Annotated in this window: 26 protein-coding genes and 1 tRNA gene; 19 read left to right on the top strand and 8 right to left on the bottom strand. The window is 43.4% G+C overall.

The window, feature by feature from the left end; translation table 11 throughout:
• Positions 1 to 23 precede the first annotated feature (23 nt).
• The 13 genes from BG260_RS10525 to BG260_RS10465 all read left to right on the top strand — a co-directional run bounded on the left by BG260_RS10525 (position 24) and on the right by BG260_RS10465 (position 9,086).
• Positions 24 to 872 (top strand): M23 family metallopeptidase, encoded by an 849-nt coding sequence (locus BG260_RS10525; protein ID WP_069132450.1) that lies wholly within the window; start codon positions 24 to 26, stop codon positions 870 to 872.
• A gap of 38 nt (positions 873 to 910) precedes the next feature.
• Entirely contained in the window at positions 911 to 1,327 is a 417-nt protein-coding gene (locus BG260_RS10520; protein WP_245683953.1) for a bactofilin family protein, read from the top strand.
• A complete protein-coding gene (locus BG260_RS10515; RefSeq protein WP_069132446.1) occupies positions 1,328 to 1,540 on the top strand; it encodes an AtpZ/AtpI family protein in 213 nt (70 codons plus the stop codon).
• An 11-nt stretch (positions 1,541 to 1,551) separates the two neighbouring features.
• Positions 1,552 to 1,917 (top strand): hypothetical protein, encoded by a 366-nt coding sequence (locus BG260_RS10510; protein ID WP_069132444.1) that lies wholly within the window; start codon positions 1,552 to 1,554, stop codon positions 1,915 to 1,917.
• 24 nt (positions 1,918 to 1,941) lie between these two features.
• Positions 1,942 to 3,006 (top strand): F0F1 ATP synthase subunit A, encoded by a 1,065-nt coding sequence (atpB, locus tag BG260_RS10505; protein ID WP_069132442.1) that lies wholly within the window; start codon positions 1,942 to 1,944, stop codon positions 3,004 to 3,006.
• A 21-nt stretch (positions 3,007 to 3,027) separates the two neighbouring features.
• The gene (locus tag BG260_RS10500; protein ID WP_069132440.1) at positions 3,028 to 3,249 is read left to right on the top strand and encodes an ATP synthase F0 subunit C; all 222 of its coding nucleotides are present in this window, start codon (positions 3,028 to 3,030) and stop codon (positions 3,247 to 3,249) included.
• Positions 3,250 to 3,268: 19 nt separating this feature from the next.
• Positions 3,269 to 3,787 (top strand): F0F1 ATP synthase subunit B, encoded by a 519-nt coding sequence (gene atpF / locus BG260_RS10495; RefSeq protein ID WP_069132438.1) that lies wholly within the window; start codon positions 3,269 to 3,271, stop codon positions 3,785 to 3,787.
• A gap of 3 nt (positions 3,788 to 3,790) precedes the next feature.
• Positions 3,791 to 4,336 (top strand): ATP synthase F1 subunit delta, encoded by a 546-nt coding sequence (gene atpH / locus BG260_RS10490; protein ID WP_069132436.1) that lies wholly within the window; start codon positions 3,791 to 3,793, stop codon positions 4,334 to 4,336.
• Positions 4,337 to 4,354: 18 nt separating this feature from the next.
• Positions 4,355 to 5,971, top strand: coding sequence for a F0F1 ATP synthase subunit alpha (gene atpA / locus BG260_RS10485; RefSeq protein ID WP_069132434.1), 1,617 nt, complete (start codon positions 4,355 to 4,357; stop codon positions 5,969 to 5,971).
• 3 nt (positions 5,972 to 5,974) lie between these two features.
• Positions 5,975 to 6,865: an ATP synthase F1 subunit gamma gene (atpG, locus tag BG260_RS10480; RefSeq protein WP_069132432.1), complete on the top strand. Its 891-nt coding sequence runs from the start codon at positions 5,975 to 5,977 to the stop codon at positions 6,863 to 6,865.
• Between the two features lie 4 nt (positions 6,866 to 6,869).
• Positions 6,870 to 6,954, top strand: a tRNA-Ser gene (locus tag BG260_RS10475).
• A gap of 152 nt (positions 6,955 to 7,106) precedes the next feature.
• Positions 7,107 to 8,489 (top strand): TolC family protein, encoded by a 1,383-nt coding sequence (locus BG260_RS10470; protein ID WP_083750258.1) that lies wholly within the window; start codon positions 7,107 to 7,109, stop codon positions 8,487 to 8,489.
• Between the two features lie 12 nt (positions 8,490 to 8,501).
• Positions 8,502 to 9,086: an MlaC/ttg2D family ABC transporter substrate-binding protein gene (locus tag BG260_RS10465; protein ID WP_069132428.1), complete on the top strand. Its 585-nt coding sequence runs from the start codon at positions 8,502 to 8,504 to the stop codon at positions 9,084 to 9,086.
• Positions 9,087 to 9,370: 284 nt separating this feature from the next.
• On the opposite strand, the gene BG260_RS10460 is transcribed toward BG260_RS10465, so the two are convergent.
• Both BG260_RS10460 and BG260_RS10455 read right to left on the bottom strand, forming a co-directional pair.
• A complete protein-coding gene (locus tag BG260_RS10460) occupies positions 9,371 to 10,090 on the bottom strand; it encodes a stealth family protein (protein WP_069132426.1) in 720 nt (239 codons plus the stop codon).
• A gap of 70 nt (positions 10,091 to 10,160) precedes the next feature.
• Positions 10,161 to 11,174 carry a stealth family protein gene (locus BG260_RS10455; RefSeq protein WP_069132424.1) on the bottom strand — a complete coding sequence of 338 codons (1,014 nt, stop codon included), beginning with the start codon at positions 11,172 to 11,174 and terminating at the stop codon, positions 10,161 to 10,163.
• A 166-nt stretch (positions 11,175 to 11,340) separates the two neighbouring features.
• Here BG260_RS10455 and BG260_RS10450 point away from each other — a divergent pair, with 166 nt between their 5' ends.
• On the top strand, positions 11,341 to 12,306 hold the full coding sequence (locus BG260_RS10450; RefSeq protein WP_069132422.1) for a glycosyltransferase family protein: 966 nt from the start codon (positions 11,341 to 11,343) through the stop codon (positions 12,304 to 12,306).
• Between the two features lie 2 nt (positions 12,307 to 12,308).
• Here BG260_RS10450 and BG260_RS10445 read toward each other — a convergent pair whose 3' ends face one another.
• The 3 genes from BG260_RS10445 to BG260_RS10435 all read right to left on the bottom strand — a co-directional run bounded on the left by BG260_RS10445 (position 12,309) and on the right by BG260_RS10435 (position 14,921).
• Entirely contained in the window at positions 12,309 to 13,286 is a 978-nt protein-coding gene (locus BG260_RS10445) for a hypothetical protein (RefSeq protein WP_069132420.1), read from the bottom strand.
• Between the two features lie 15 nt (positions 13,287 to 13,301).
• Positions 13,302 to 14,084 carry a glycosyltransferase family 2 protein gene (locus tag BG260_RS10440; protein WP_069132418.1) on the bottom strand — a complete coding sequence of 261 codons (783 nt, stop codon included), beginning with the start codon at positions 14,082 to 14,084 and terminating at the stop codon, positions 13,302 to 13,304.
• A 78-nt stretch (positions 14,085 to 14,162) separates the two neighbouring features.
• A complete protein-coding gene (locus BG260_RS10435) occupies positions 14,163 to 14,921 on the bottom strand; it encodes an NRDE family protein (RefSeq protein ID WP_069132416.1) in 759 nt (252 codons plus the stop codon).
• Between the two features lie 227 nt (positions 14,922 to 15,148).
• Here BG260_RS10435 and BG260_RS10430 point away from each other — a divergent pair, with 227 nt between their 5' ends.
• The 3 genes from BG260_RS10430 to BG260_RS10420 are packed head-to-tail and all read left to right on the top strand — an operon-like array spanning position 15,149 to position 18,939.
• Positions 15,149 to 17,722, top strand: a complete 2,574-nt coding sequence (locus tag BG260_RS10430; protein ID WP_141691575.1) for a PP2C family protein-serine/threonine phosphatase — start codon at positions 15,149 to 15,151, stop codon at positions 17,720 to 17,722.
• A 14-nt stretch (positions 17,723 to 17,736) separates the two neighbouring features.
• Positions 17,737 to 18,246 carry a thioredoxin family protein gene (locus tag BG260_RS10425; RefSeq protein ID WP_069132412.1) on the top strand — a complete coding sequence of 170 codons (510 nt, stop codon included), beginning with the start codon at positions 17,737 to 17,739 and terminating at the stop codon, positions 18,244 to 18,246.
• 24 nt (positions 18,247 to 18,270) lie between these two features.
• Positions 18,271 to 18,939: a metal-dependent transcriptional regulator gene (locus BG260_RS10420; RefSeq protein ID WP_069132410.1), complete on the top strand. Its 669-nt coding sequence runs from the start codon at positions 18,271 to 18,273 to the stop codon at positions 18,937 to 18,939.
• A gap of 4 nt (positions 18,940 to 18,943) precedes the next feature.
• Here the strand turns inward: BG260_RS10420 and BG260_RS10415 are convergent, their stop codons facing one another.
• Positions 18,944 to 19,762: an NAD(P)H-binding protein gene (locus BG260_RS10415; protein WP_069132408.1), complete on the bottom strand. Its 819-nt coding sequence runs from the start codon at positions 19,760 to 19,762 to the stop codon at positions 18,944 to 18,946.
• Between the two features lie 127 nt (positions 19,763 to 19,889).
• Positions 19,890 to 22,121, bottom strand: coding sequence for a TonB-dependent receptor family protein (locus tag BG260_RS10410; protein WP_069132407.1), 2,232 nt, complete (start codon positions 22,119 to 22,121; stop codon positions 19,890 to 19,892).
• A gap of 149 nt (positions 22,122 to 22,270) precedes the next feature.
• Between BG260_RS10410 and hemG the strand changes: the two genes are divergently transcribed.
• Positions 22,271 to 23,617 (top strand): protoporphyrinogen oxidase, encoded by a 1,347-nt coding sequence (gene hemG, locus BG260_RS10405; protein ID WP_069132406.1) that lies wholly within the window; start codon positions 22,271 to 22,273, stop codon positions 23,615 to 23,617.
• A gap of 6 nt (positions 23,618 to 23,623) precedes the next feature.
• On the opposite strand, the gene BG260_RS10400 is transcribed toward hemG, so the two are convergent.
• Positions 23,624 to 25,135: a hypothetical protein gene (locus BG260_RS10400; RefSeq protein WP_069132405.1), complete on the bottom strand. Its 1,512-nt coding sequence runs from the start codon at positions 25,133 to 25,135 to the stop codon at positions 23,624 to 23,626.
• A gap of 119 nt (positions 25,136 to 25,254) precedes the next feature.
• Between BG260_RS10400 and BG260_RS10395 the strand changes: the two genes are divergently transcribed.
• Positions 25,255 to 25,581, top strand: a complete 327-nt coding sequence (locus tag BG260_RS10395; RefSeq protein WP_245683952.1) for a carboxymuconolactone decarboxylase family protein — start codon at positions 25,255 to 25,257, stop codon at positions 25,579 to 25,581.

Here is a 25,581-nt window from a genome sequence, read left to right as displayed (position 1 = left end):
CAAGCAATTGTTGCAAAATCTCCATGTGGGAATTTATTAAACGAATTTTTTCGGAACGTGAAGGCGATGTTACAGTTGTAGTACTGGATGAACATGATCCGGATGGCTCAAGCTCATTCAAACTGCGTGCGAGGGATATCATAAAATTGGCAGTTGTTGTGATTTTGCTTTCTGTTTTAATCACAACAACGATCTTTTTTGCAACCCCCCTTGGTTCGCTCTATCAGCACAAGGAGGATTACTCGCTGAGGCAGAGTGTTCTGGAAATTTCTGAACGTGTGGGATCACTGCAGGATTCATTAATGGCACGCGATGCACAATTAAATGACATGAAGGAGATCCTTCGTATGGCTTCAGATACAATCTTAGCAGTGGATGCAACGTCAGAAATTTTTATGAATGAAGATTACTACCCCTCAGGCGGTGAAATTCCGAATGTTCGGACGTTTGAAATGTTGTCGCAGAATGAGATCATTTTTTCAGGGTCATTAAATAACGCGCCCGATTTTCCGTCAGATTACCCGATTGAGGGTCGTTTCACACAAGGGTACAGCTCCGAAGATGGTCATTTTGGCATTGATCTGGCTGCTCGTCCCGGCACGGAATTTAAATCGGTGGCAGATGGAACGGTATTGAATGCAGGCTGGACCATCAACTACGGATACGTGATCTACATTCAGCATGCCGGTGGGATTGTGAGTGTGTATAAGCACGGGTCCGGCCTGATTCGCTCGAAGGGTGATTTTGTGCTGAAGGGCGACATTCTCGGGCAAATTGGAGACAGCGGAGTACTGAGCACGGGATCACATCTGCATTTAGAGATTTGGAAAAATGGTGTGCCACAAAATCCATTAATGTATTTAAACAACTGAACCTGAATCTTATGTTCAATAACAAAAACAACAATACCGTGAGTAAGACAGCCAATAATCAATCACCGACCCTCAATATGGTAAGTGAGGGGACAACGCTCGAAGGAACCATCAACTCTCAAAACGATATTCGAATTGCCGGAAAATTGAAAGGCGAGGGGATATCTAAAGGCAAACTGATTGTAACATCTTCCGGAGTAGTACAGGGCGATGTTAAAGTAGCCGAAGCCGATATAGCCGGTAAAATTGAAGGCACCATTCGTGTAACTAATAAACTGAATCTTCGCAGCTCTGCGGTAATTGACGGTGATATCTACACCAAAAGCCTGTTGGTGGAAGAGGGAGCTCAAATCAATGGAGCCTGCAGAATGGGAAGTGACTCTGCAAATCTGGATAAAAGCAGTGATTCCGATTTTGTAAAAGAGACCAAGGTGAAGAAAGAGGAAGAAAAATAGTTGGTTGAAGATCCAAGGTTTAAAAAATATTTAGAGTATCTCTCATTAGGTGGCGAAATTGCTGTTTCATTCAGTTTACCGATACTGATCGGCTATTTTATGGATGTTCGGTTTGAGACATCGCCGTGGGGCGTGCTTGGCGGGGTTGCCGTTGGGATGTTTTTAATGATTGGTATGTTTATACGACTGATAAAAAATGTAGGAGAGAAGTAGAGCGCTCACTCATGGCTGAAGTGAATCGAAAACTGGTAATAGCTACAACTGTTATTGCCGCAATATTTATAGTTGTTGGTCTTTTTTTACCGTCGGGGATGATGGTCGGTTGGTACACTGGGTACTTTATTGGTTTGATGGCGGTAGTTCTGCACCTGGGCGCCTCAATCTTCTCAAATAAAAGTATGCTTCGTGATTTTATTGCCAGTTACTACTTCGGATTATTCATCCGTTTTGTGGTTTTATTGGCTCTATTCGTTGCCATACTTTTAATAACAAAAATTGATGAAATGAGCTTTACTGTTAGTTTTATAATTTCGTATATTTTGCATTCTGTAAACGAAGTGATATTTCTTAACCAAAAACTCACTGATTAGTCGGGTAAATTGTTAAACCATAAGATGAGCCAATTCCTGCGCCGATTAACCGTAACAATTCTATTTTTATTCGCTATTAACCCGGGGATTCTCGCCGCTGATACTCAAGAGAGCGACGGTGGATCTTTTGATGTGATGGGTAAAGTTGTCGATCACGACTATGTAGAGATTGTTGGTGTAAAAATTTATCTTCCCCGTATTCTGTTGGTTGATGGTGAGTGGTATTTCTATTCCAATACAAAATCAGCGATTGAATCCGGTCAATTTATGGAAACAGAAGAGGGTGGTTTGGTTCGTTCTGACGGAGCTGAAATCTCTCTGGATATGTCCATTACATCTCATTTGGTGTATGTATGGCTTGCGATCATTTTTACATTGCTCATTACGATGTGGGCAGCCGGTCGCTACAGGCGCGGGCTCGGGGCTGAAACAGAGCCAAAGGGAGCCATGCAGAATATTTTTGAAGTGCTCTTTGTATTTATTCGGGATGAAATTGCGAAAGAATTTATTAGCCCGGAAAAATATAAGCGATATGTTCCATATCTCTTCTCAGTTTTTATGGCCATCATGTTCATGAATCTTTTTGGTTTGTTGCCATGGGCCGCATCCGCAACGGCAGACTTAACAGTAACAGCAACTCTTGCGGGGATCACATTTTTTATAACACAATTCAGCGGAACGAAGGATTACTGGCAGCATGTGTTTGTGTTCCCGGGTGTACCCGCTTGGTCTAGAATTATTTTGACACCGGTTGAAATTTTGGGGCTGTTTACCAAGCCATTTGCGCTTGCTATTCGTCTCTTTGCAAATATGCTTTCCGGTAAAATTATGATTGTCAGTATTCTGGGATTGATTTTTATCTTTACAGATCTTTTTGGAGCGTATGTAGGAGTAGGTTCAAGTGTGTTTTGGGTGGCGTTAACAGCGGCGCTCTATTTCCTGAAGGCACTTGTTGCACTTATTCAAGCGTACGTTTTTACACTGTTGTCTGCGGTATTTATTGGTATGGCAGCAGAAGAGCATCATCATCACGACGACGAAACGGCCGTTGCACATGCACAGGCAGTTGAAGTCGAAACTAATCACTAATAACAAAACATATATTTAATTATGGGTTTTTTAGCAGCAGGCCTTGGAGCCGGAATCATTGCACTTGGAGCCGGATTTGGAATCGGTATTATCGGTAAAAGTGCTACAGAAAGTATTGCAAGACAACCTGAAGCGGCCGGCGATATTCGCGGAGCTATGCTTTTGACCGCCGTATTTATTGAGGGTGTCGCTCTTATCGGTGCTATTGTTTGTATTCTTCTTGCTCTCGGTGTTGGTCAATAATTTATAAAGGACCAGCATTATGCACTATTTCTTAGCGGGTGGGGGAGGACTCCTTTCATTCAATACAGGTTTTGCCATTTGGGTATTGATCTCAACAGTGGTATTTCTTGTTTTGATGCAAAAATTTTTGGTTCCCCCCATCATGAAAGCATTGGATGAGCGGGAGAATCGAATTAAGGATTCTCTGGAATCTGCTGAGAAGGCAATTGCGAAAGCTGAGCAAATTTCTAAAGACAACGACAAGGCTCTGAAAGAAGCCGAAATCGCAGCTCAGAAAATTCGTAAAGAAGCTCTCGAAGACGCAGAAGTATTGCGATCAGAAAAAATTGAAAAAGCCAGAAATGATGCTGATAAAATTCTGTCTGATGCCAAGGCGGCAATCGAACAGGAAAAACAGCGTGCTATGGCAGAACTAAGAAAAGAAGTATCTGACCTCGCAATCGAAGCCGCATCACGAATTATTGATGCAGAGCTTGATAAGACAAGAAATAAGAAGCTTGTTGATTCATTTATCAGCGATCTAAACAACAAGAATTAACGAATGATACCTAAAGCAGCCGGGCGTTATGCCAGCGCACTTTTAAAGACGGCCCTGGAAAAAGATATTCTCGATACTGTATACGGGGATATGCTTCTTCTACAGGAAACGATTGACAATTCTCGGGATCTACAGCTTTTTCTCAAGAGTCCGTTGATTAAAAAAGCCGTTAAAATTAGTGCAATGGACGAAATTTTTGGGGATAAGATATCAGATTTAACCAAAAATCTTTTACATCTGCTTTCCGAAAAGAGTCGTGAGAAATTACTGCACGATATAACCCGGGCTTTTGTGGCTCTTCACAAGGCTCACCACGGTATTATCGATATTGATGTTGAATCTGCTTTTGAGCTGAATGAAGATCAGGTAGATGAACTAAAAAGCAAGCTCGAAAAATCTACAGGGAAAACCGTTGACCTTCACGTATCTGTAAATGAAGAGTTGATGGGCGGATTAAAAGTTCGAATTGATGACACCGTTATTGACGGTTCAGTGAAGCATAAATTAAGTCAGCTGAAAGAAGAATTTAAGGCTGCAACAGTTGAATAAAAAGATTAGGAATTACAAATGAGTCAAGTCAGACCTGACGAAGTTTCGGCTATTTTAAAAAAACAACTTACAGGTTTCAGTGGCGATACTGATACTTATGATGTGGGTACTGTTCTCGAGGTGGGTGACGGTATCGCTCGTGTATATGGTCTTTCTAAAGTGCAGGCAGGTGAGCTGGTTGAGCTTCCTGATTCTGTAGATAACGACGGAAATGCCGTACGAGGTATGGTATTGAACCTCGAAGAGGATAATGTTGGTATTGTACTTTTCGGTTCTTCTAATTCTGTTGAAGAGGGCCATCCGGTTAAAAGAACTAAAAACATTGCTTCTCTGTCGGTTGGAGACGGTCTGTTGGGTCGCGTTATCGATCCTCTTGGGCGTCCGCTGGATGGGAAAGGCGCCATTGCCGGCGAAACCATTACACTGCCGCTTGAGCGAAAAGCTCCCGGTGTAATTTATCGTGAGCCGGTAGCCGAACCACTTCAAACAGGTATTAAACCAATTGACTCATTAATTCCTATTGGTCGAGGGCAGCGTGAGTTGATTATTGGTGACCGTCAAACCGGTAAAACTGCCATTGCGCTTGATACCATTATAAACCAAAAGCACACCCAGGATTCAGACAATCCGGTGTTCTGTATTTATGTAGCGGTTGGGCAGAAGGGATCAACAGTTGCCTCGATCGTAAACACGTTGAAGGAGCACGGTGCATTGGATTACACGGTCGTTGTTTCTGCACCTGCCAGTTCATCAGCCCCAATGAGATACATTGCACCGTTTGCCGGTGCCGCGATCGGTGAGTATTTCCGTGATACCGGTCGCCATGCTCTGGTAATTTATGATGACCTGTCGAAGCAGGCTGTAGCCTATCGAGAGCTCTCTCTCTTGCTGAGAAGACCACCGGGACGTGAAGCATATCCCGGAGATGTATTCTATCTGCATAGCCGACTGCTGGAACGTGCTGCGAAAATTATCGACAATGATGACGTAGCTAAACTGATGAACAATGTGCCGGATACGCTTAAGCCGAAGCTGAAAGGTGGCGGTTCATTAACTGCGCTGCCTGTTATTGAAACTCAGGCCGGTGACGTGTCTGCATACATTCCGACAAACGTAATTTCTATTACCGACGGTCAAATTTTCCTTGATACCGATCTTTTTAACTCAGGTGTTCGTCCGGCGATTGATGTGGGTATCTCGGTTTCTCGAGTAGGTGGATCTGCTCAGGTTAAATCGATGAAGAAACTTTCCGGAACACTTAAACTGGACCTGGCTCAGTATCGTGAATTGGAAGCATTCGCTAAGTTTGGTTCGGATCTTGATGCTGCTACACAGCGACAGTTGAAACGCGGTGAGCGTACAGTTGAACTGATGAAACAGGGTGAATACAAACCGCTTCCTGTTGAGCAACAGATTGTTCTGTTAAAAGTGAACAGTGAAGGTTTGCTTGACAAACTTCCGGTTAATCTGATCCGTAAGTTTGAGAATATGTTTATTGAAACGGTGGGTGCGAAGTACTCCGAGCAGATGAAAACACTCGCTAAGTCTGGTGTGCTTGATGATACATTTGGTGCAGAGATTGTTAAAACTGCTGAAAGTACAATTGATCAACTTATAGCCGTATCAGAGGAGTAATCGATGGCAAACCTGCGCGATATACGAAATCGGATATCATCTATTGAGAATACTCAGCAGATTACCAAAGCCATGAAAATGGTGGCTGCGGCTAAACTGCGAAAAGCTCAACAGCGTATTATTGCGACCAGACCGTATGCAAAGAAAATGCGCAGTGTGGTTTCGAGATTAATTTCTGGTGCCGGAAGTGATAATCCGATTCTTCGTAAACCCGAAGAAGTTGATACCATTGTAATGATTGTTGTGGGCTCAGATCGCGGTCTTTGCGGCGGATTCAATAATAACCTTTTTAAACTGGTTGAACAGAGAATCAATTCTGACTACTCTCAATATCAGCAAGCCGGTAAGCTGGACTTGATCACAATTGGTCGTAAAGCTGACGGTTATTTTAAAAAGAGAAAATATAACGTTGTTGACTCATACGTTGGTTTTTTTGATGATTTGAATTACGAAACAACTTCATCCATTATGAATGGAGTTACAGATAAGTTTGTCAAAGGGGACTATGATAAAGTTTTGGTTGCCTTTAATGAGTTCAAATCTGTAATTTCTCAAAACCGTTTGGTTGATGAAGTATTGCCACTAAAAACAGACCAGTTTGAGGAAGAAAATTCTTCAAATCTGAATGAAATTGACTATATTTATGAGCCTGATGGACAGTCGATTTTAAATGATCTGTTACCTGTTCACTTGAATATGCAGCTGTGGCGTGCCGTGCTTGAATCGAACGCTTCTGAACAAGGAGCCAGAATGACGGCCATGGATAATGCTACGGAAAATGCAAAAGAGCTCGAGCGTGATCTTCGATTGAAGTACAATCAGGCTCGACAAAGTGCAATTACGACCGAAATTTCCGAAATTGTTTCCGGTGCTGCGGCACTTGAAGATGCATAATTTTGGAGGGATGGCAGAGTGGTCGAATGCGGCGGTCTTGAAAACCGTTGAGGCGCAAGTCTCCGGGGGTTCGAATCCCTCTCCCTCCGCTTTTATAAAAAAGCCTCTTTATTATTAAAGGGGCTTTTTTTGTATCTGATCGAAATGGCAGAAAGTTTTGTAATATCAAGTCACTGTTTGGTAAATAAAAGCTTAGCCACTTCGTTGTTGAGTAAGCTAAATCATAAAGAAACTAATTACTGTGCATCGTTTTATATATCTGAGTTTACTGATACCGTTCTTACTTTTTAACACGGCACAATCTCAGGATACGTTAAAAGTAAATCTACAGGAATTTATCGATCGCGGTCTTGAAAGATCCGGTCAGGTTGCTTATGAGCGCAATTCTGTGAGTATGTCAGAAAATCGGGTCCGGGAAGCACGGAACCAACGAATTCTGCCAAGAGTAGAGTTCAACTCGCAACATGGTGTAGTTCCGGGTGTAAAAAGCGAGGTTGAAGGACTTTCGGAGGGACATTACTATCTGGATCCAAACCTTGAGAACGACTGGGAGGATTGGGGCATTTTCACCAGAGCCGAGATCAGTGCCATTCAGCCGGTCTATACCTGGGGAGCTATCAATAATGCTATTGCAGCGGCCGAGGCCGGTGCCAGGGCCGCAGACTATCAATTTAGCGCAGTAACGGCTGAGGCAGAAGTGCAATTGTTTGAGCTCTATCACAGTTATTTACTGGCCTATGAAGTGGAGCGAATTTTAGCAGACGCTGAGGAACAGGTAGATAGGGTAGAGCGGCAAATTGAACAGATGAGAGAAGATGGTGATCCCGATCTGAAAGAAGCAGATGTATTTCGGTTTGAGATCTTCAAAACCGAGTTTGAAGTGCAGCGCAGAGAGGTTGAGGAGAGTTTGGCATCTATAACACGAATTTGGAATTATGTGATGGGTGGGGATGAAAGAACAGTATATGAGCCGCAAGAAAGATTTTTGGATCCTGTGGCATTTGATTTAGAGCCCTATGATTACTATCAGCAGCTGGCAGTGCAGAACCGCCCGGAGTTGAAGGGTGTGGAAGCCGGAATTGAGGCACTCGAAAAAGGAAAAGATGCGGTGAAAGCCCAACAATATCCGGCTTTGTTTTTAGGGATATCGGGAAGTTATGCGAATACACCTAATCGACCGCGCCAAACAAATCCGTTTATCATCAACAACACCAACTATGCATCTGCCGCTGTTGGGTTTGGTATCCGACAAAATCTTAATTTTAGATCCATCAGAAATCAAATAGACCGGGCTGATATTGAGTTTAGCCGTGTTCGGGATTTAAAGGATGCATTAATGGACGGTATCTATCTGGAGTTGAATGAAAACTACCGTGAAGCATCCGTAGCTGAAGTGAAAGCGAATCAAACAGAACAGGCACTTTCCACGGCAAGAAACTGGGTACGGCACGAACAGTTGAATTATGATATTGGTTTCGGAGATGTGGAGGAGTTACTCAATGCAATGCAGAAAGAGTTAGAATTACGTGTTGAGTTGAAACAAAATGTATTCGATTTGAATAAAAAGGTAGCAGCTCTGTACAGAGCATCGGGAATCTCAGTAAAACAGTTGAGCGTAAATTAAAAGCTATTTAAAATGAAATATTTAACAACACTATTCATCACGTTTTTCCTTTTTGTGAATATTGGAATCGCACAATCTGAGGCGGATGAAATTCGATCCATGTTGAATGAGCGGGATGACGAAATTAAAGAGTTACTCGGGCCCAAAGGAAGTGAGTATACGCAAGAGCAGCGTGACAAATTGAAAGATATCATCAATGATGTGATCGATTTCAGGTCGATGTCTGAAATTGCCCTGGGCGATACATTCCATGAAATATCGGATGAAGAGCGTGAAGAGTTTGTGTCACTTTTTGCAACAATCATTCGGGATAACTCCCTGAACAGGCTTGATATCTACCGGGCAGAAGTATCCTATAATGGAATTACTGTTGAAAACGGAAATGCTGAAGTTAAAACCATGGCCCAGATGGATAACGTCAGAACTTCTGTAGATTACGATATGGAACTGCGGGATGGCGTGTGGTACATCACCGATATGAGTATTGATGATGTTTCCACTGCAGAATCCTATCGCCGTCAGTTTCAAAGCATTATTCGCCAACGGGGGTTTGATGCACTGTTGGAAAGCTTACGCAGACGAGCCGCAAGAGCGTAACAGAAAGTTAATTTTCAATCAAAGCACTTAATGTATCTATTAAGTGCTTTTTTTGTTTGGGCCTGATGACCTCCATACCTTGAATACAGAGAAACTCAATATCTCCCCGTTGAATAGTTTGAACTTTTCTCGACACAGCCGGTGAAAGGTCCATCTCACCGTTGATCATCATGGCACTTTTGGGAGGTATTAGTTCTGCATTTTCATTGGCTATCTCCAAATGATAAGAGAGAAAGATAGCTGAGAACTGCTTAGTATCTCTGAATTTATACCGGATATTTTTTTCAAACTGCTGTGGATTGTTCTTGAAATAACTCTCGAGGGTAGATTTTTTTTACAGGATGGGGTACATGCGGAACGTAGAAATATCTTTTTTTAAAACCGGAAAGCTGAGCTGAACGAATCTGCAGAAGAAGGTGCATCGAACGGGTAATTCCCAGAAGTTTCTTAATAACTTTACTGAACAGGTGATTCAGCTTGAGTCGGAAATTCCCATAATGTGTGATTTTCCGCCAATTTCCTCTGACGACCACTTTTCTGCCCTTAAAAAAGTGTTCTTTTGTTAACGGAGCCGTTAGAACAAAATCATCGTTGAAATAGATGAATTTTTCAGAAAGACCGGGAATTCTCCAGAGAACAGACTCGATAGATCGTGTATTGAAAGTTGGCAGAGCCCACTCATACGATTTGAAAATTTCTGTATGGTCAACCACTTTTACCTTAAAATTTTTTTGGGCCTGTCTATTTAAAAAAGCCGGGATTTGGTTATCTGTTACCAAATAGATATTTCGAATCCATGGGGCAAATTTACGGATGGATTTAATACACCATTCAAGCTCGCCATTATCAATGAAACGAGTTTTATGATGTCCGGTCGGTAATTGATCAGATGTAATCAATCCTTCATCCCGCAGAGCTTTCGTCCGCTTTTCAGCATGATAGGGATCATTACCATCCACCCAGATTACAACGGCGTCAATTGGTTCGGTAATCGTTTGGCTCATGTTGGTAGAAAAACGTCAATATCTACATTTAGATTAGTGATTTGTACATCCGGAGTGAATAAGCAGATCACTACGCATTTACGTAGACATCAGAGAAATAATCGTTGAGCAGTGTATGTAGTTCATCTTGTAACTCATCATCGATCGATTCAAATCCCTGAATACATAAGAATTTGACGTCTCCTTTTTTGATCCGTTTGATTTTTTTTGAAATCATGAACCGAAAATCTGACTCACCATTGATCATCAAAACGTCGTCTGGCGGTTTAAGCAGAGCATTTCCCTTTTTGATCTCTATATGGTTGGCAAGATACTGTATTGTATGCTGATCTGTACTGCGAAACTTGTGTTGAATATTATTTTCGAAAGTCTTCGGGTGTGCTTTGTAAAAATCACTTACGGTTTTCGTTCGTATTGGGTGAGGGACATGTGGAGTATAAAAATATCGATCAGCGAAGTTGGCAAGCTTAGCAGAACGAATTTGTGTCAATAGGTTAAGTGATCGGGTAATTCCCAGAAATTTCTTTACAAACCGACTGAAAATGTGATTTAACTTGATGCGAAGCGGTGAGTACTCTGCCATTCTTTTCCATCTTCCGCGAAGAATGACTTTATCTCTGGCAAAAAAATCTTCAATCTGTACGGGTGCAGTCAGAATAAAATCATCATTGAGATAGAGAAATTTTGTAGAGAGCCCCTCAATTCTCCAAAGAGCGGTTTCAATAGACATGCTACTGAATGTTGGAAGTGCCCACTCATACGTTCTAAAAATCTCCTGATGATCAACAATTTTGATGTTTTGTATATTTTGAATTTCAGGAGTAAGAAATTTGGGAACCTGATTGTCCGTAACCACGTAGATAGTACGAATCCAGGGCGCAAATTTTCGCAGTGAGGCTATGGAGTAGTAAAGCTCACCATTATTTAAAAAACGAGTTTTATGGTTCCCGGAAGGGAGGTGGCTATGATGGTTTTTCGATCCGTTCATAGCTTTGGCTCTTTTTTCTGCGTGTTTCGGATCGTTTCCATCCACCCACGTGAGTACAGCATCGATCGGGTCGGATGAATGATTATTCTGTGCCATCTGTATTATTAATTACCGGGGATTGTGATAACGGACAATGATTTACAATTTCATAATATAAAAATCTTTCATAAGACATTTTAGATCTCGTAATTTGTAGTTTGCTATAAAGTTGATCGAATACGTTTAGCAGCAGAGAGCTTATGAGAATAAACAGTCAGATTAGATGCCCGAAAATAGATTGAAAAAGGAAGGGTACATATACTCCTCTTATGGTGATGAAAAGTATCTGCGACATGCAGTTGCGAGTGTTAAAACTCTTCGCAGGTACGACGAAGACAGACCGGTAGCACTCTACTGCTCAAATGAACACATTCAAATATTGAAAAAGAATGGCTTGACTGATTTGTTTGATCAGATCCATTTCTTACCTGAGGAGAATAGATCAATAACCGGTTTTAAGCACCAGGTTCATAAGTTTATGCCGTATGAGAAAAATCTGTTCCTGGATAGTGATATTATCTGGTGCCGCGATCCTGATCCATTGTGGAGTGTGCTTGAAACCTTTCATTTTACCATTTCAGGCAATCATATCGCAGACGGTTTTTTCGGGGGACCTAAAGGAATAGGAATTGTGGCAGATGTGATCTTCCAGAGACGCAAGAGGACTTTAAAGAAGTTCGGACTAACCTACCTGAACCGAGTACAAACGGGGATGATCTATGCAGCCGATCGAGATGTTGCTGAGGATGTGTGCCGTGCTGCAAAGGAATTTCTCTCGAGAAGGGATGAGACCCATTTCCGGAGCCGGAAGAGTGAGACCGGACGGAATGAGGAGAGTTGTGAGTGGAGTCTTGGAATGGCAATGTCTAAACTTAACATCCCAATCCTTCCTTGGCTGAATGGGTTTAACAGCCCCCAGCTGGATTATATTGAAAGCTACACGTCTCATAATAAAGATTTCAGTAAGGTAACCTGTACGCTGTATAACGATCGGTTTGTGTACGATTTCAAAGCTGTTCGATCGGGGCTGTTAAGAAAGCTTCTTATATCGTTATTTTCACTGGTACCTGGTAAGGGAGATTTTATGAGAGTTACTCCATACTGCCTTCATTTTGGTTGGTATCATCAAAAAAAGCCTTTTTATGATTTTGCCGATCGGGTGTGGGAGGGGTTGGTAGGTCGTGAGTGAGTTTACAACGTAATCTCTGATTTTCCTCTCTTCCCGGTAACTGTGAGAAACAGGTAGAGAATGAAATTCAATACTTTGCCAAGTACATCGTGTACCAGAAAAATCCCCGTTACAGGTGCTACCGGAACCTGCAGTATCTTTGCTATTTCGATGTTGGTTCCGGTTGCCACAAGGTCCTGGCTTGGAATGATCGGAATTCGGCTGATAATAATATTTACACTTAAAAAGGTGAACCAGATTTCAAGAGAGATATCGGGCAGCACCAGGTGCCACTGCAGTATTTGTGCAGCGTAGAGTAGTATCATCCGTGTGGCGTGAATAGAGAAAATCTTGGCTGATGTTCCCGCAGGCATGCTGAAAAGATACTTTCGGAACCGGGTAATCACTGCAATCAGAATGATAACGATTACCAGAATCAGTCCATATTCAAAAACAGTTGCATCTGAAAGAAAATCATCCCGGATGAGGCTGTCGAAGGCTTTAATCTGACCGGTCAAAAACAGAACCCCAAGCAACCCGAATGCAATAATGGTGGATGCAGCTGAGGAGAGAATGTTCATATCTCTCACATCTTTAAAAATCTGTTTTTTTGATTTTTCGGTGTGCTGCGTGGCCCACTGCATCAGGACAATCTCACCGGAATAACCCATCACATCTTTATTGAAAATTCTTTTTTTGATGAAGATCGAAATGCTTCTCCAATATGGAATTCCCCAAGTGATTTTATAGGCCAGAGTTTCAGAGAAAGGGAGCAGGAAATAGATAAACAGGAATAAGAGGTAAAACCAGGGAGTTGTTGGGAGTGAGTTGAAAATATTCATCCACCCTATTCCCGTGAGCTGTATTGCAATGATGGCAATAATTAATACCTGTACTGCATAGGTCAGGTATTTTAAGATGATCTTCCCGCGGGGTGATTCCCTGAACTCTTTAAACTGCATTCGCAGCACTCTCACCCGGTTATGTATTGACTCAATCATAAAGTGGTGGTTTACTCAGAGAATCCCCAGCTTTTTGGAGTCCTTTAAAAACATGTCAAATGCTTTCTGTTCATCCGCGGTTAATTGAAATTTTGGGTGACCAAAAAGATCCCTTTTTACCTTTGCATGCCACATGTATTGAATCCAGTTTTTCGGGGAATTTTTAAGCCTTCGCAAAAAGTGCTTTTTCCCGGATACATTCGTACCGTGGAATACCCGTACAAACAGATAGGCGTAGGAGAGATCGAGCATTTTGTAACGTCCCTGATCCATCCACCGGTTTAGGTAAACGGTATCTTCACCCCGCCGCATGGAGGGGTAACGTATAGCGTCGCTTCGTTTATGCATGATAGAACTTGGCGACCCGTCGGGCAGACGGCCGATATAGGGATGGTCGATCAGATCCGGAGAGTCGATATGAAATATATTCCCCTCCAGGCAGCAGGCATCAAAACCCGATTTTATTGTGTTGAGCTGTATTTCAATTCTTTTCGGGTGGAACCAGTCATCGTCATCCCAGCAGATCATATAATCGCCCGTGGCCTTATCCAGGGAGATGTTTCTCAAATCACCTAAAATGTTATCGGGTGAGGGTTGGATATAGGTATAGTTGACCTGCTCACTTGGGAACATCTGCAAAAGCTTTTCAACTTTCTCCTCACCATTGTCAATCACAACGACTTCTATATTCTTATGAGTCTGATTTTTCAGAGAGACGAGAGACCGGCGCAAAAGCTCTTTTCGATTTGCGGTTACGATCAGACAGCTAACTTTATCCCCGGACGGTGAATTTGTCATAAGCGAAGGTACAGGTTGCTATTATTTTTCTGTGTGAATATAACCATTAATTTTAGACAATAGAGGATGTTTACGGATTCAGAAAGTGAACTCGACGGATTGATCAACTTCGCGGGTACCGGGTTTGTAACTTTTTTCTATGAATGTGGTTTCACTATTTGGATCGGCAAAAATTAATGTGGAGCATCGCGTTCCGTAATCTTCCGATTGTATGAAAATGGAGGAGACCATCCGTTCCTTCTCTATTGGCAGACCGGTTGAGGGTAGCAGGTGGTCGGGAAACTGTTCGGTATCCTGCAGAAATTCGAAATATCGTTCCCGGTCGAGGGGGTTTTGTCTAAGTGTCTCTTTAAACTTACGAAGTGCTTTTTGTGATTTTGGCCATTCACTATTTAGAAATGCGTTGCTTAGCGTGTGATATCCCGGTTCTATCTTTTGCAGTTCAATCTTCACATTGTTGAAGTAGTACAACTCATCCGTGAACCCAAAGAGAAGATTGAAACCATTATAGTCAGCAGCCGACGGCTCCATCTTTTCAAAAAAGTCGACAGGTGATAAGTCGCCGGTCAGGAAGTCCGTTACAATTTGTCCGCGACTGGGAGCATTCTCCTTGATGTTGGTTAAATCACGAAAGTTTGTAAGCGCTGCAAATTTATTCTCTTTGGTTATTCCCATCCATGTTCCTCCGGCTTTGAGATCTTTTCCGGCGAGCAGCCGGGGGTGATCTTCCCAAAATTGCGCGGGTCTGGTGGGGCGTTCATAGAACTCATCACGGTTGGTAGAAAATATGAAAGGAAAATTGTCATCTGTTTTATAAGAAAAAGTTATCAGGCACATATCATAAATTCATTTCGGTTGAATAATTTTGTAAGGTACCGTCTTGTTTTTAAAATAATTGGGAATTTTTCAGGAATTTCAGTTCAGGGATTTTCTGCTACATGAGTCCTGATTGATTTTATATATCTTCTTTTTCATTATCACAAAATAATTTGAAACTTTGTTTCATAAATTCCGATGTAAATTAATGCATCTAAATTGTTAATCAATTACGACCGGACAGCGCATTGAGTTTCTCCTTCGATTCAGCTAAAACTGATACATTACTTGTTATAGCAGGTATATTGGCTGCTTTCCTGTTCTTTTGGCTGTACGGTCAAAGTCATCCGCTGAGCCTGGCGGATCCCTCTCTGGGAGAGGAGGCGGCATCTCAACGTGCTCAGAGTGTAGTTCAGTCGTATGGGTATCAGCCGCAAGATATCCCGATTACAGACTTCCGGGTTAAGTCAGCACTTCTCGATTCTTTACAGTCCGGTACAGACATCAATCAATTTTATCGGATTGAAGCAAACAGGCTAAATTTCCCTGCATTTTATTGGCGATCTGAGTTTTTGATTGAGCTTGCTGATGCGAACGATTTTATGGCCGGCCCCATGCAGAATCAAATTGTTTCTGTGCATCTCAATGAACGTGGAGAAGTCATTGAGTTGGTGAACAGTGAAAATCGTCTGCCATCTACCTTCTTTCATGCGGATGTGCTGTCGTTTGCACTCGATATCGAACATCCGAGAATTCCACCCGAAGCGGTCGACAGCCTGATTTTTGAACGCATTCAATTTCAACTTTCCGGTAATGAGGAGTCATTGTCCTTAAATATGGAGCATGGGGAGCTAACCCGTTTAAACAGAGCAACTGCGGAAAAGATGGCTCAATACTATCTGGAACGCTCCGGATGGGCAGGGTCTAACTATGAAATTGCCAATGTTGAAAAAGTGCCTGTTGGAGTAACGGATGCTGCAAAAGTAAGCTTTCAATATGAACATCCTGAGTTTTCAACCCGGGGCGAATTAAACATAACGGTTCTGCCCACCGGAGCATTACTTTCCATGAGGCACTCGCTGCAGTCAGGTGGTTCAGCTTCGATGAGTTCAACTTCAATTTTAAGCGGTATTCGGGGGGCTGTACTTCTTCTCGTGCTGTTCTGGGTGCTTATACTCTTTATCATCCGCTTTAGAATGAGGCTGATCGATACGAAAGCTGCCATACTTGTGGCGGTTCTTGCCGGATTCATCATGCCGCTTGTAGTCCTTTCGGAAACAGTTCACGAATACATCAAAAACTTTGGAAGTTTCGATTTTAACCTGATATCAATGGTTTTGATCGTAGGCGGATTAACGGCGGCTTTCACCTCTCTGGTTTACTTTTTAATTACCTCCATTGCCGACTCCATCACGCGACAGAACTGGCCTGAAAAACTACAGTCGATTGACCTGATTCGGATCGGGCATTTTTTCAATAAACCGGTCGGTTCCACCTTTATCCGGGGTATTTCATACTCTTTTATCCTGGCTGGGATCTGGGCACTGATGTACTATCTCATTCCGGACCGATTTCTTTCTGTTGAGCCGGTGTTTTACTCAAATGGGCGCTACATCAGCAATATTGTTCTGATGCTTTCCAACCTGGCGATCTATTTTTTCGCGGCACAACTGATCTTCCTCATCTTTCTTGGAAAAGTGAAGGCTGTCATGTCGAAACCTGTTTGGGTTGTTCTGCTGACCGGTGTTGTTTTTGCTGTGATGAACCCACTGGGCATCGATGTGGGACCGATGGGCACAGAGTTCATAATGATGGGGGTTGTCGGGCTGGCAATTGGCTGGATGTATGTACGGGATGATTTTTTAACCGTATTTTTAGCGCTCTTCTTTTTTGTCAATCACCTCACCACAGCTTCCGGCTGGGTGATGGAGCAATCGCCGGATGCACTCCTTTTTTACACGAATATTTTAATTGCCGCAGTGGGTGTAGCATTTGGCGGATACTGCATGAGCACAGGTAAATCTGCGCGGGATCTCCCAAATTTTGTACCTGAATATGTGGATGAACTTGCACAGAGTGAGCGTATAAAACAGGAGCTACAGATTGCGAGGAAAGTGCAGACTTCATTTTTGCCGGTTAGCACTCCGGATGTGGAAGGGCTGCAGATTTCTGCGGTTTGTCGTCCCGCATTCGAAACGGGTGGAGACTATTATGATTTTATCTCTCTTCCCGATCAGAGGCTGGCCGTAACCATTGGGGATGTGAGCGGTAAGGGAATTCAGGCGGCATTTTATATGACATTTATCAAAGGAGTTATACATGCGGTCTGCGAAAATTTCAAATCTACAATCGAGGTTTTGGTCCGGGTCAATAAACTCTTTAGGCAGAATGCACGAAAAGGAACATTTATTTCTCTTATCTTTGGAGTGTTCGATTCTCAAAAAAATGTATTTACGTTCTCAAGAGCCGGGCATAACCCCTTGCTCTATTTCGACAGTAAAGAGAAAAAACTTCATGTATTTACACCTCAGGGAATTGGGCTGGGAATTACCGATGAAGAGCTGTTCAGAAATAACATTATGGAACAGTCGGTTGATGTTCATAAAAATGACATTTTGATTCTTTATACTGACGGCGTGGTTGAGGCTACGAACAATCTCAACAAGTATTACGGTGATAACAGACTAAAAAAATTGATTGAAGCCTACCACGAAGCAGATGCTGAAACTATTCTAAGCAAAATAGTAGACGATTTGCAGACGTTTGGTAATGGAGCCAATCAGCATGATGATATGACGATCGTGGTGATCAAAAAGAAATAAATCTATCTGAAGTCATGAAGGTATTTGAAAAATCTCTTTACACTCTGCTGTTGACAGCGCTGGTATGGTTGGCCGCTGGTCAGAAAGAACTGTATAGCCAAGACACTTCCGGACAGCCGGAGCCGATTACGCTTGAAGAAGCACTGAAAATAGCACCGGAAACCGGTAAAAAGATTCTGATCGATGTTTTTGCTGAGTGGTGCCCTTACTGCCAGCGAATGCATGCCGATGTGTACACAAGTGACGAGGTACTGGAGGCGATTTCAGAGCACTATATTTGGGTGCGAATCAATGTAGAATCTGAGGAGATGGTTAACTACCATGGAAATGAGATGACGGAAGCTCAGTTTGCATCTGCCTTAAATAACGAGAGCGTGCCAACCACATACTTTCTCAACTCAGAAGGCAGTATACTCGGATCACAGCCCGGTTTTATTGAAGCTCCGATGTTTAGCTCCCTGTTAAATTTTGTCGGGAGTGATGAATATCTCAATCAAACTTTTCAGGAATACCAGGGAAGATAACCCTACAAACCTTTTACAATAATCATGTCGAGAAGTCAATCTGTTGAAGATTACTTAAAAGCGATCTACAAACTCGATCAGGAGGGTGAGAACGGTGTATCCAACTCCCGGTTGGCTGAAGAGATGGGCGTTGCGGGTGCTTCCGTCACCAACATGGTGAAAAGACTTTCAAAGATGGGGCTTGTTGAATATGAATCATACTACGGGTCAAGGCTGACAAAATCCGGGGAGGAGATTGCACTTGAAATTATCCGGCATCACAGGCTTCTGGAGCTTTACCTGAAAGAGATGATGGGATATTCGTGGGATGAAGTACATGATGAGGCAGAAAAGCTGGAGCATCACATTTCGGAGCAGTTTGAGGACCGGATTGCCGAGCTGTTGAACAATCCGAAGTACGATCCGCACGGTGACCCAATCCCGGCAAAAGATGGATCCATGCCACAGGAACATCTCTTTTCTCTGTTGGAGATTAAAGAGGAGACCCCTTGCATAATACGCAGGGTGAAAAATCAAGACCCTGATCTGCTCCGATACCTCGAAGAGAGAAACCTGATTCCCGGGGTAAAAATTAAAGTCTCCAGGCGTGAACCTTTTGACGGTCCGATCCATATCTTTGTTGAAGGGGAGAAAGGTGTGGCAATCGGTGCCTCTGTGGCGTCAGATATCTACGTTGTGAACAAGAACGGCTAGATCCCTATGGCGTGTGATCCATAGGATTTGGATAGGAGAATGTGTACTCCAGTTCTCTCTTAACCTTTTCGTTCGATATCACCCGGTAATCTTTTCGGCCATCTTTACTGAACTGAGGTTCGGGCAGATTAAAATGGTGCGCCGCCGAAATGTAGAACTCTTTTCTGGGCGGGTGCCCGTCCGAAACGGCATTAAATACGTCATTTCTCTTATTCAGCTCAATAATTTTCTGAATAATATTCAGGCAATCTGTTTGATGGATCAGGTTGACCGGTTTTGAGGCATCAGACAGATCCTTTCTTCCGGCTAAATATTTAACCGGATGGCGCCCATATCCATAGAGTCCGCCAAAACGTATAATCGATACATCGAGCGTTGAACTTTGCAGAACTTGTTCCGCTCTTAACACGGCTTCACCCGACGGCCGGGATGCACTTCCCGGTTTCGCATCACTTTCGTCAGTCACTCCACCGGTAGAGCTGTATACTGATGTTGAACTGGCAAAGATGATCCAATCAATTCCGGCAGATGTTGCTTTATCAACAACTTTCTGTATAAGAGTAGGATAGTTTTTTTCTACATCGGAATCCCCTCTGGAGGGCGGGATATTCAAAAACAGAATATCCGAATTCCAAAAATCACGGTTTTCTTCCGACTCCAACTGTTCGGGGAGTTTTATCAGGTAGGTTTCAATACCGGCCTGTTTGAGTGTTTTAACTTTTTTTTCTGATGTAGTGGAACCTTTAACCGAGAAACCAAGGCTCAGTAAGTTTTGTGCAAGCGGAAAACCTAACCAACCGCACCCTAATATAGATATCGTCATCTTTTAATGAATTTTTTATGGGATGGGAAGGTAATCACAAAGGGGGACTTTTAAAAAAGAGGAGAAATGAAAAAAGCAGGCCCGATATTGAGCCTGCTTTTTTGGATTGAGGATGGATATTCGAATATCAGAGATTTACTCTAAATCCTCCCATAAATGTTCTTGGGAGGCCCGGACGTACACCTGCAGGCCGGTCAGAAACGATATAGGTTTCGTTCAATAGATTTCGGGCATTTACAAAGAGGTCAATGTTATTCATTACATTATACGTTGCATTTACATCTGTAATAAAGTAACTGTCGGTGCTGTTTTGATCCTCAATGTCGCCCTGTCCGGCTACGGTTCTCATTTTTGGAGAGAACACATTGTTGATGTTAAACTGTACTCTATCCCAGTTGAGTGATAGAGCCATATTCAATTGGTGCTCAGGAATAAATGGAAGCTGATCTCCCTCCTGTACAGTTCCCCAGGGACCAAAACTGCTGTCGAATGATGTCCGGAATTCAGCCTTGGTGTACGTGTAGTTTATGTTGAATGGAATGGATAGTGAGGTTGTGCCGAACATCTCTGCGAAATCGGTTTCTGCAGAAACTTCAAGCCCAACTACTTCAACACTTCCGGCATTGAATTGTGCGGATGTACCGCCTCCTCCGCCTGCTTCCAGATCTGACCCGAGCAGGTTGCTGTAATCGCTGTAAAATCCGATGATTTCAGTTCGAATCAGGTCATCTGCCAAGCGAAAACCGAGTTCATAATTTACACTGGATTCTGATTCAGTTTCAGGAGAGGATCCTGGGCTTGGGGGTGAAAACCCTTTGTGGATTCCTGCAATCAGTGTGATCTGGTCAGATGCTTTAAATGTTACGCCTGCACCCGGGATAAGTTCTGTGACGGTATATTCATTTTCTGATAGTGATGAGCCGGTCCGGTCGGGGTCGTTGGTACCATAATTTTTATTGGAGAACCAGATGTTCTCGAGTCGAACTCCCGGTGTAAATGTCCATCGATCCATTACAATGTCATCCTTCAGGTAGATGGAAAGTGCGGTCGCAGACCCAACCCGGTTGGCTTGTGTTCCGGGTGCACCGGCTGAGGTTAAAATCATGGCTCCATTTTCCATTCTGTAGAGATCTTCGTACTGGAAGCGATCTTCCTCATCGCGGTGAAGGCGAACGCCCAGCTCAATTTCGTTACTGATGCTGCCATCGCTGAAGTTGAGAGCCAAGATTGACTCAACACCTTGAGAAAAATATTCGCGATTGTTGGATCGCACATTCAGGGCATCGTCTGCACTGTTCTGACCGCGAAGAATGTCCAGTTCGTTTGCATAGGATGCCGGATCATTCAGTACAGATGAAATTCCGGTCCCATTAACGCTGCCAAGCTTGTACCACCCTCTCGCAAAATCATTGTGATAGAGCGTAGTGGTGACATCGATGTTGCTGTTAAACATAACAAAATGGCGTGCCATGATAGATTTGTGCTCAGTGTTCATCTGATCGGTTTGTGAGCCGGCGTATCGTCTGAAAGGTGATACTGCAAAATCTTCACGGGTCAGACCAAGGTAGGTTTCGTCACTTACTTGATCATTATATCCAAGTTTTAGTTCAAGCCGCTGGAACGTGGAAGCTTCAGGAGCAGAGCGAACCATGAACTTACCGACAAAATCGCGCACCAGAAATCCGGTGTCGTCTCCATTGTCCAGATTTTTAAACCCGTTATCTCCAATCTGCATCGCTTCAATCATGTAACCAAAGCGTTCTGTTCGGTTTCCATAATTTGCATAGAGCTTGTTCGAGTATCGCTCGCCAATGCTTACTTCGGCCCGTCCGCTACGTTCAGTTGGTATCGGTGTGGAAATTACGTTGATGGCACCTCCGGTTGTATTCGGGCCATACTTGATTTGAGAAGATCCTTTTCGAACCTCAACAGAGCTGATTCGCCCCATGTTTGGGAAGTAGTAAGCAGCCGGTGCAGCATAGGGAGCCGGAGCGGCAAGTACGCCATCTTCCATCAGGTTAATTTTTGAACTTCTCTCAACACCGGCACCTCTGAGGCCGATATTTGGACGTAAGCCAAATCCTTCTTCTTCCTGGATATTGACTCCGCTTACGGTTCTCAAAATTCTGTTGATATCTGTGTAACTTTGCCTTTGGAGCTGTTCCGGGCTCACATAGCTTGCAGATCCCGGAATGTTACTGATCCAGGCAGGGGCACCGACTACGGTAATCCGGTCGAGAATTACCTTATCGATAGAATCTGTGGTATCTTTTTGAGCAGTTGATCTCTCCTGGGCGATCGCAGTTGTACCGAACAGAAGAGAAACAAATAGAAGCGTAGTTAGTTTGTTTAAATTCATCAGATTAATTCGTCGTGGTTATCAATTTAGCTTCGCGTATTATTTAGAATGAGTCTAAATTTATGGAGCATAAAACCTGCATGCAATGGTTGTTTAGATTTGTTCTAAATTAAAATAAGATGAAAGGAAAGAATTTGAGCTAGTATTTTATGTCAAGTAAAAATAGTAAAATAGCAGTTGTTGGGGCTGGGATTACCGGACTGGTTACCGCATGGAAACTTCAAAATAAAGGCGCCAAAGTTGAAATTTTTGAGCGAAAAGCTGAGGCGGGCGGAGCTATAAAAACGGTGCGCAATGATCAGTGGCAGGCAGAGTATGGCCCAAACACTCTGTTGTTGAAAGATCGGCAGGTGGCCGAGTTTCTAACCGAAGTGGGGCTGTCAGGCGATAAAGTGACTGCCAACCCTGAGGCCGAAAAGAGATTCATTGTTAAAAATGGACATCTTGAGCCGCTGCCATCTTCGTTGATGTCGGCCGTTAAAACTCCTCTGTTCAGTATAACAGGTAAGTTGAGGGTTCTTTTGGAGCCGTTTATACCAAGAAATAGCGATCGGGATCAAACCGTTGCTGAGTTTGTAGAGAGACGACTTGGAAGTGATATTCTGGATTATGCCCTCAACCCGTTCGTAGCCGGAATCTATGCGAATAGGCCTGAAGACCTCTCGCTGCGGCACGCATTTCCACTGATGGATAATCTTGAACAGGAGTACGGTTCGATGATCTGGGGAGCTATAGCGGGGTCTAAAAAACGAAACGAGCAGGGTAGGATTGACCGGGAACTGATATCATTCAAAAATGGATTACAGCAGCTTCCCAACTCTATAGCTTCCGAATTAAACCATGTACATCTGAATCATGAAGTGCATTCAGTTCGAGAATCAAATGGACAGTGGACACTGAAAACCAACATGGGAGAGTTTGGTCCGTATGATGAAGTTGTAATGAATACACCTTTATACAAACTCAACAAGCAGCTTGTACCGATTACGGATGCCCAGCTTCAGACTTTACAGAACGTAAAGTATCCGCCTCTGTCGGTAATGTTACTCGGTTTTAAAAAAGAAGATGTAGATCATCCACTGGACGGATTTGGGTTTTTAGTGCCGGAAGCGGAGAACCGCAAGATTCTTGGCGCACTTTTTTCATCTACCTTGTTTGAAAATCGCGCACCTGAGGATTCACACCTCCTTACGGTTTTTATCGGCGGCGGGCGGCAGCCCGATCTGGCTGAGAATGACAGCGAAACGTTGTTAACCATCGTTTTGGATGAATTGAACGATTTGATTGGGCTTAACGGTGATCCTCAATTCAAAGATCACATCTATTGGCCAAAGTCCATTCCGGCCTACCACGTAGGGTATGATGAGGTTCTGGATGTGCTGAATGAAATTGAGAGTCAAAACCGGGGTTTAAACATGGCCGGTAATTTCAGGTATGGGATCTCGGTTCCCGATTGCATTAAAAATGGGTTGAGCCTGGCTGAAAAACTTCTATAGCAAGGATTACTGCTCCACTTTTGGGCCTGGAGAAAAGATCTCCACCATCTCCTGAAGAACACCCTTTCCAAACATCATCAGTTTCTCTTGTCGTCCAACGGCGAGGAAACGGAGCAGTAGACGTAAATTGTGAAGAAGTTTTGGAGGGTCGGTGATCAGGGTTTCATTTTCGATCACAAAATCCCAGTCGATCTCATGTTCAAACCGTACCCCGTGCTTTTCCATGCTCATTTTGTAGATGTTGGCTATGAGGCCATACCCGATTGTAGATGGATGGAGCCCATCGAGACTGAAGATTCCGCCTTTTTCAATTTTACCGGTCTCTTCATTTATTTTCAGGTAATCCGTTGAGATTGTGGGTTCTCCAAGCTCATTTACCATAAATGAAGTTTTTGGATTCTTTTTCAGCGCTTTAATGAACCCTTTCGGGAATGGAGAAATCGTTTCAGGGAGGTGCCGCCGTCGTGCTGCAGCCTGTACATAGCGCGCAACCGGAACTACGATAAATCCGAATTCATCAGCCACAACTTTGATGATGTGATTGTATTGATCCACAATCTCATCCAGCTTGATGGCATCGTCCCGGGTGAGGTGGGGATGTTTTTTGGGGTCAAAATCGTCATCCCATATCCAGAAACGGGCATAGTAGTCAAAATATCCATCACGCGGTGTGCTGAAATCATTATTAACTCCCCGGATAGCAGGGGGAATAGTAACGTACGGGATGGTAGGGACGAACACGCGTTTGATATTCATCCGGCTCAATTTGTCGTAGAGAGTTCGCAGTTCCTGTTCAAAATGCTCCGGGCGGAACACGGTACAATTTCTCTCATTGTAGGGGGCGTTAAGGTCGCTCTCCTCAGAAAATTCAATTTTCAGCTTTGTAACCGCCCCTACCACATTATTATGCCCGATACATGCGATCAGATTTTCAATACCCCCGTCGTCACTCAGCTCATTCAGGTTGTCAACCTGGCTGTGATTTTCGTACTGGGAGCCAAAGGTTGGATTTAAAACAAGGCGTGCGGTTGTGTACATCGCTTGATCCGGGAGAACACTAAAAACGGAATATTGAGTTTTATTATTCCGAATATATTCCCGGCAGAATTTTTCATTCAGCAGCCAGCTATCACTGATCGAAAAACCCCAAACAGCTTGATTGTGATAGGGATCTCTCTGGTCCTCATTCTTCAGGGAGATCATCTGGCCTTCCCAGTACGATTTAATTCGTTTCAGAGTTGAGTAGATGTGGTGTCCGGCCTGAACCGAATTGTAGAGGGTGATTTCATCTCCCAGTTCCTCCTCAAGTCCGCGAATTAAAACTTCCATATTGATCGGGATACCGGCTTGTGCGGAGAAGGAAGGAAGCTCCATTTGATGATCGGGGCTCATTGCACGATTCAGAATTGAGGGAAAACTGAGATCGGTTCGATAGATTCCCCCATTTTTGAACCCCTGGGCGAGACTATCTCCCATGGCCACCAGTTTATGTCGGTACGTTTTCTGTTTAAAAAACACGTGATGAAAATTTGTAAATTGCCGCTGTAAGATAATTCAATGTACTGTTTGCTCTAATCAAAACGAATATGTCTAAAAAAACAAATCGACTAGAACAATTTCGACAAAAACGGTCCGAGATGAACGACAAGATCCTGGATCTGAACCACCTCGGGGTGAAACGATTTTTTAACCTTGATAGCAACACCTACCGCGACGGATCACTTCCCGGAGAGACCAAGGAGCTGCTCGGTCTGGTTGCATCAGCCGTGCTTCGCTGTAACGACTGTATTGATTATCACCTGGAACAGTGTGCAAAAAGCGGATTTACCAAAGATGAGATAGTAGATGCACTGAATGTTGCGCTTGTAGTGGGCGGCAGTATTGTGATCCCTCATATGCGCCATGCAGTGGAAACGCTGGAATTTCTTGAAGGGGAGGGGGGTCTAAACGTGGAGAGAGTATAA

It is taken from the genome of Rhodohalobacter halophilus (assembly GCF_001715195.1).
Taxonomy (GTDB): domain Bacteria; phylum Bacteroidota; class Rhodothermia; order Balneolales; family Balneolaceae; genus Rhodohalobacter; species Rhodohalobacter halophilus.
This window is presented reverse-complemented; position numbering and strand designations above follow the sequence as displayed.

Coding starts and splice junctions, on each gene's coding strand:
- BG260_RS10525 (WP_069132450.1), top strand. CDS start 24: ATGTGGGAATTTATTAAACGAATTTTTTCGGAACGTGAAGGCGATGTT.
- atpA (WP_069132434.1), top strand. CDS start 4,355: ATGAGTCAAGTCAGACCTGACGAAGTTTCGGCTATTTTAAAAAAACAA.
- hemG (WP_069132406.1), top strand. CDS start 22,271: ATGTCAAGTAAAAATAGTAAAATAGCAGTTGTTGGGGCTGGGATTACC.
- BG260_RS10435 (WP_069132416.1), bottom strand. CDS start 14,921: ATGTGCCTGATAACTTTTTCTTATAAAACAGATGACAATTTTCCTTTC.
- BG260_RS10415 (WP_069132408.1), bottom strand. CDS start 19,762: ATGACGATATCTATATTAGGGTGCGGTTGGTTAGGTTTTCCGCTTGCA.
- BG260_RS10395 (WP_245683952.1), top strand. CDS start 25,255: ATGAACGACAAGATCCTGGATCTGAACCACCTCGGGGTGAAACGATTT.
- BG260_RS10445 (WP_069132420.1), bottom strand. CDS start 13,286: ATGATTGAGTCAATACATAACCGGGTGAGAGTGCTGCGAATGCAGTTT.
- atpF (WP_069132438.1), top strand. CDS start 3,269: ATGCACTATTTCTTAGCGGGTGGGGGAGGACTCCTTTCATTCAATACA.
- atpH (WP_069132436.1), top strand. CDS start 3,791: ATGATACCTAAAGCAGCCGGGCGTTATGCCAGCGCACTTTTAAAGACG.
- BG260_RS10460 (WP_069132426.1), bottom strand. CDS start 10,090: ATGAGCCAAACGATTACCGAACCAATTGACGCCGTTGTAATCTGGGTG.
- BG260_RS10465 (WP_069132428.1), top strand. CDS start 8,502: ATGAAATATTTAACAACACTATTCATCACGTTTTTCCTTTTTGTGAAT.
- BG260_RS10425 (WP_069132412.1), top strand. CDS start 17,737: ATGAAGGTATTTGAAAAATCTCTTTACACTCTGCTGTTGACAGCGCTG.
- BG260_RS10455 (WP_069132424.1), bottom strand. CDS start 11,174: ATGGCACAGAATAATCATTCATCCGACCCGATCGATGCTGTACTCACG.
- BG260_RS10500 (WP_069132440.1), top strand. CDS start 3,028: ATGGGTTTTTTAGCAGCAGGCCTTGGAGCCGGAATCATTGCACTTGGA.
- atpG (WP_069132432.1), top strand. CDS start 5,975: ATGGCAAACCTGCGCGATATACGAAATCGGATATCATCTATTGAGAAT.
- BG260_RS10450 (WP_069132422.1), top strand. CDS start 11,341: ATGCCCGAAAATAGATTGAAAAAGGAAGGGTACATATACTCCTCTTAT.
- BG260_RS10510 (WP_069132444.1), top strand. CDS start 1,552: ATGGCTGAAGTGAATCGAAAACTGGTAATAGCTACAACTGTTATTGCC.
- BG260_RS10410 (WP_069132407.1), bottom strand. CDS start 22,121: ATGAATTTAAACAAACTAACTACGCTTCTATTTGTTTCTCTTCTGTTC.
- BG260_RS10420 (WP_069132410.1), top strand. CDS start 18,271: ATGTCGAGAAGTCAATCTGTTGAAGATTACTTAAAAGCGATCTACAAA.
- BG260_RS10440 (WP_069132418.1), bottom strand. CDS start 14,084: ATGACAAATTCACCGTCCGGGGATAAAGTTAGCTGTCTGATCGTAACC.
- atpB (WP_069132442.1), top strand. CDS start 1,942: ATGAGCCAATTCCTGCGCCGATTAACCGTAACAATTCTATTTTTATTC.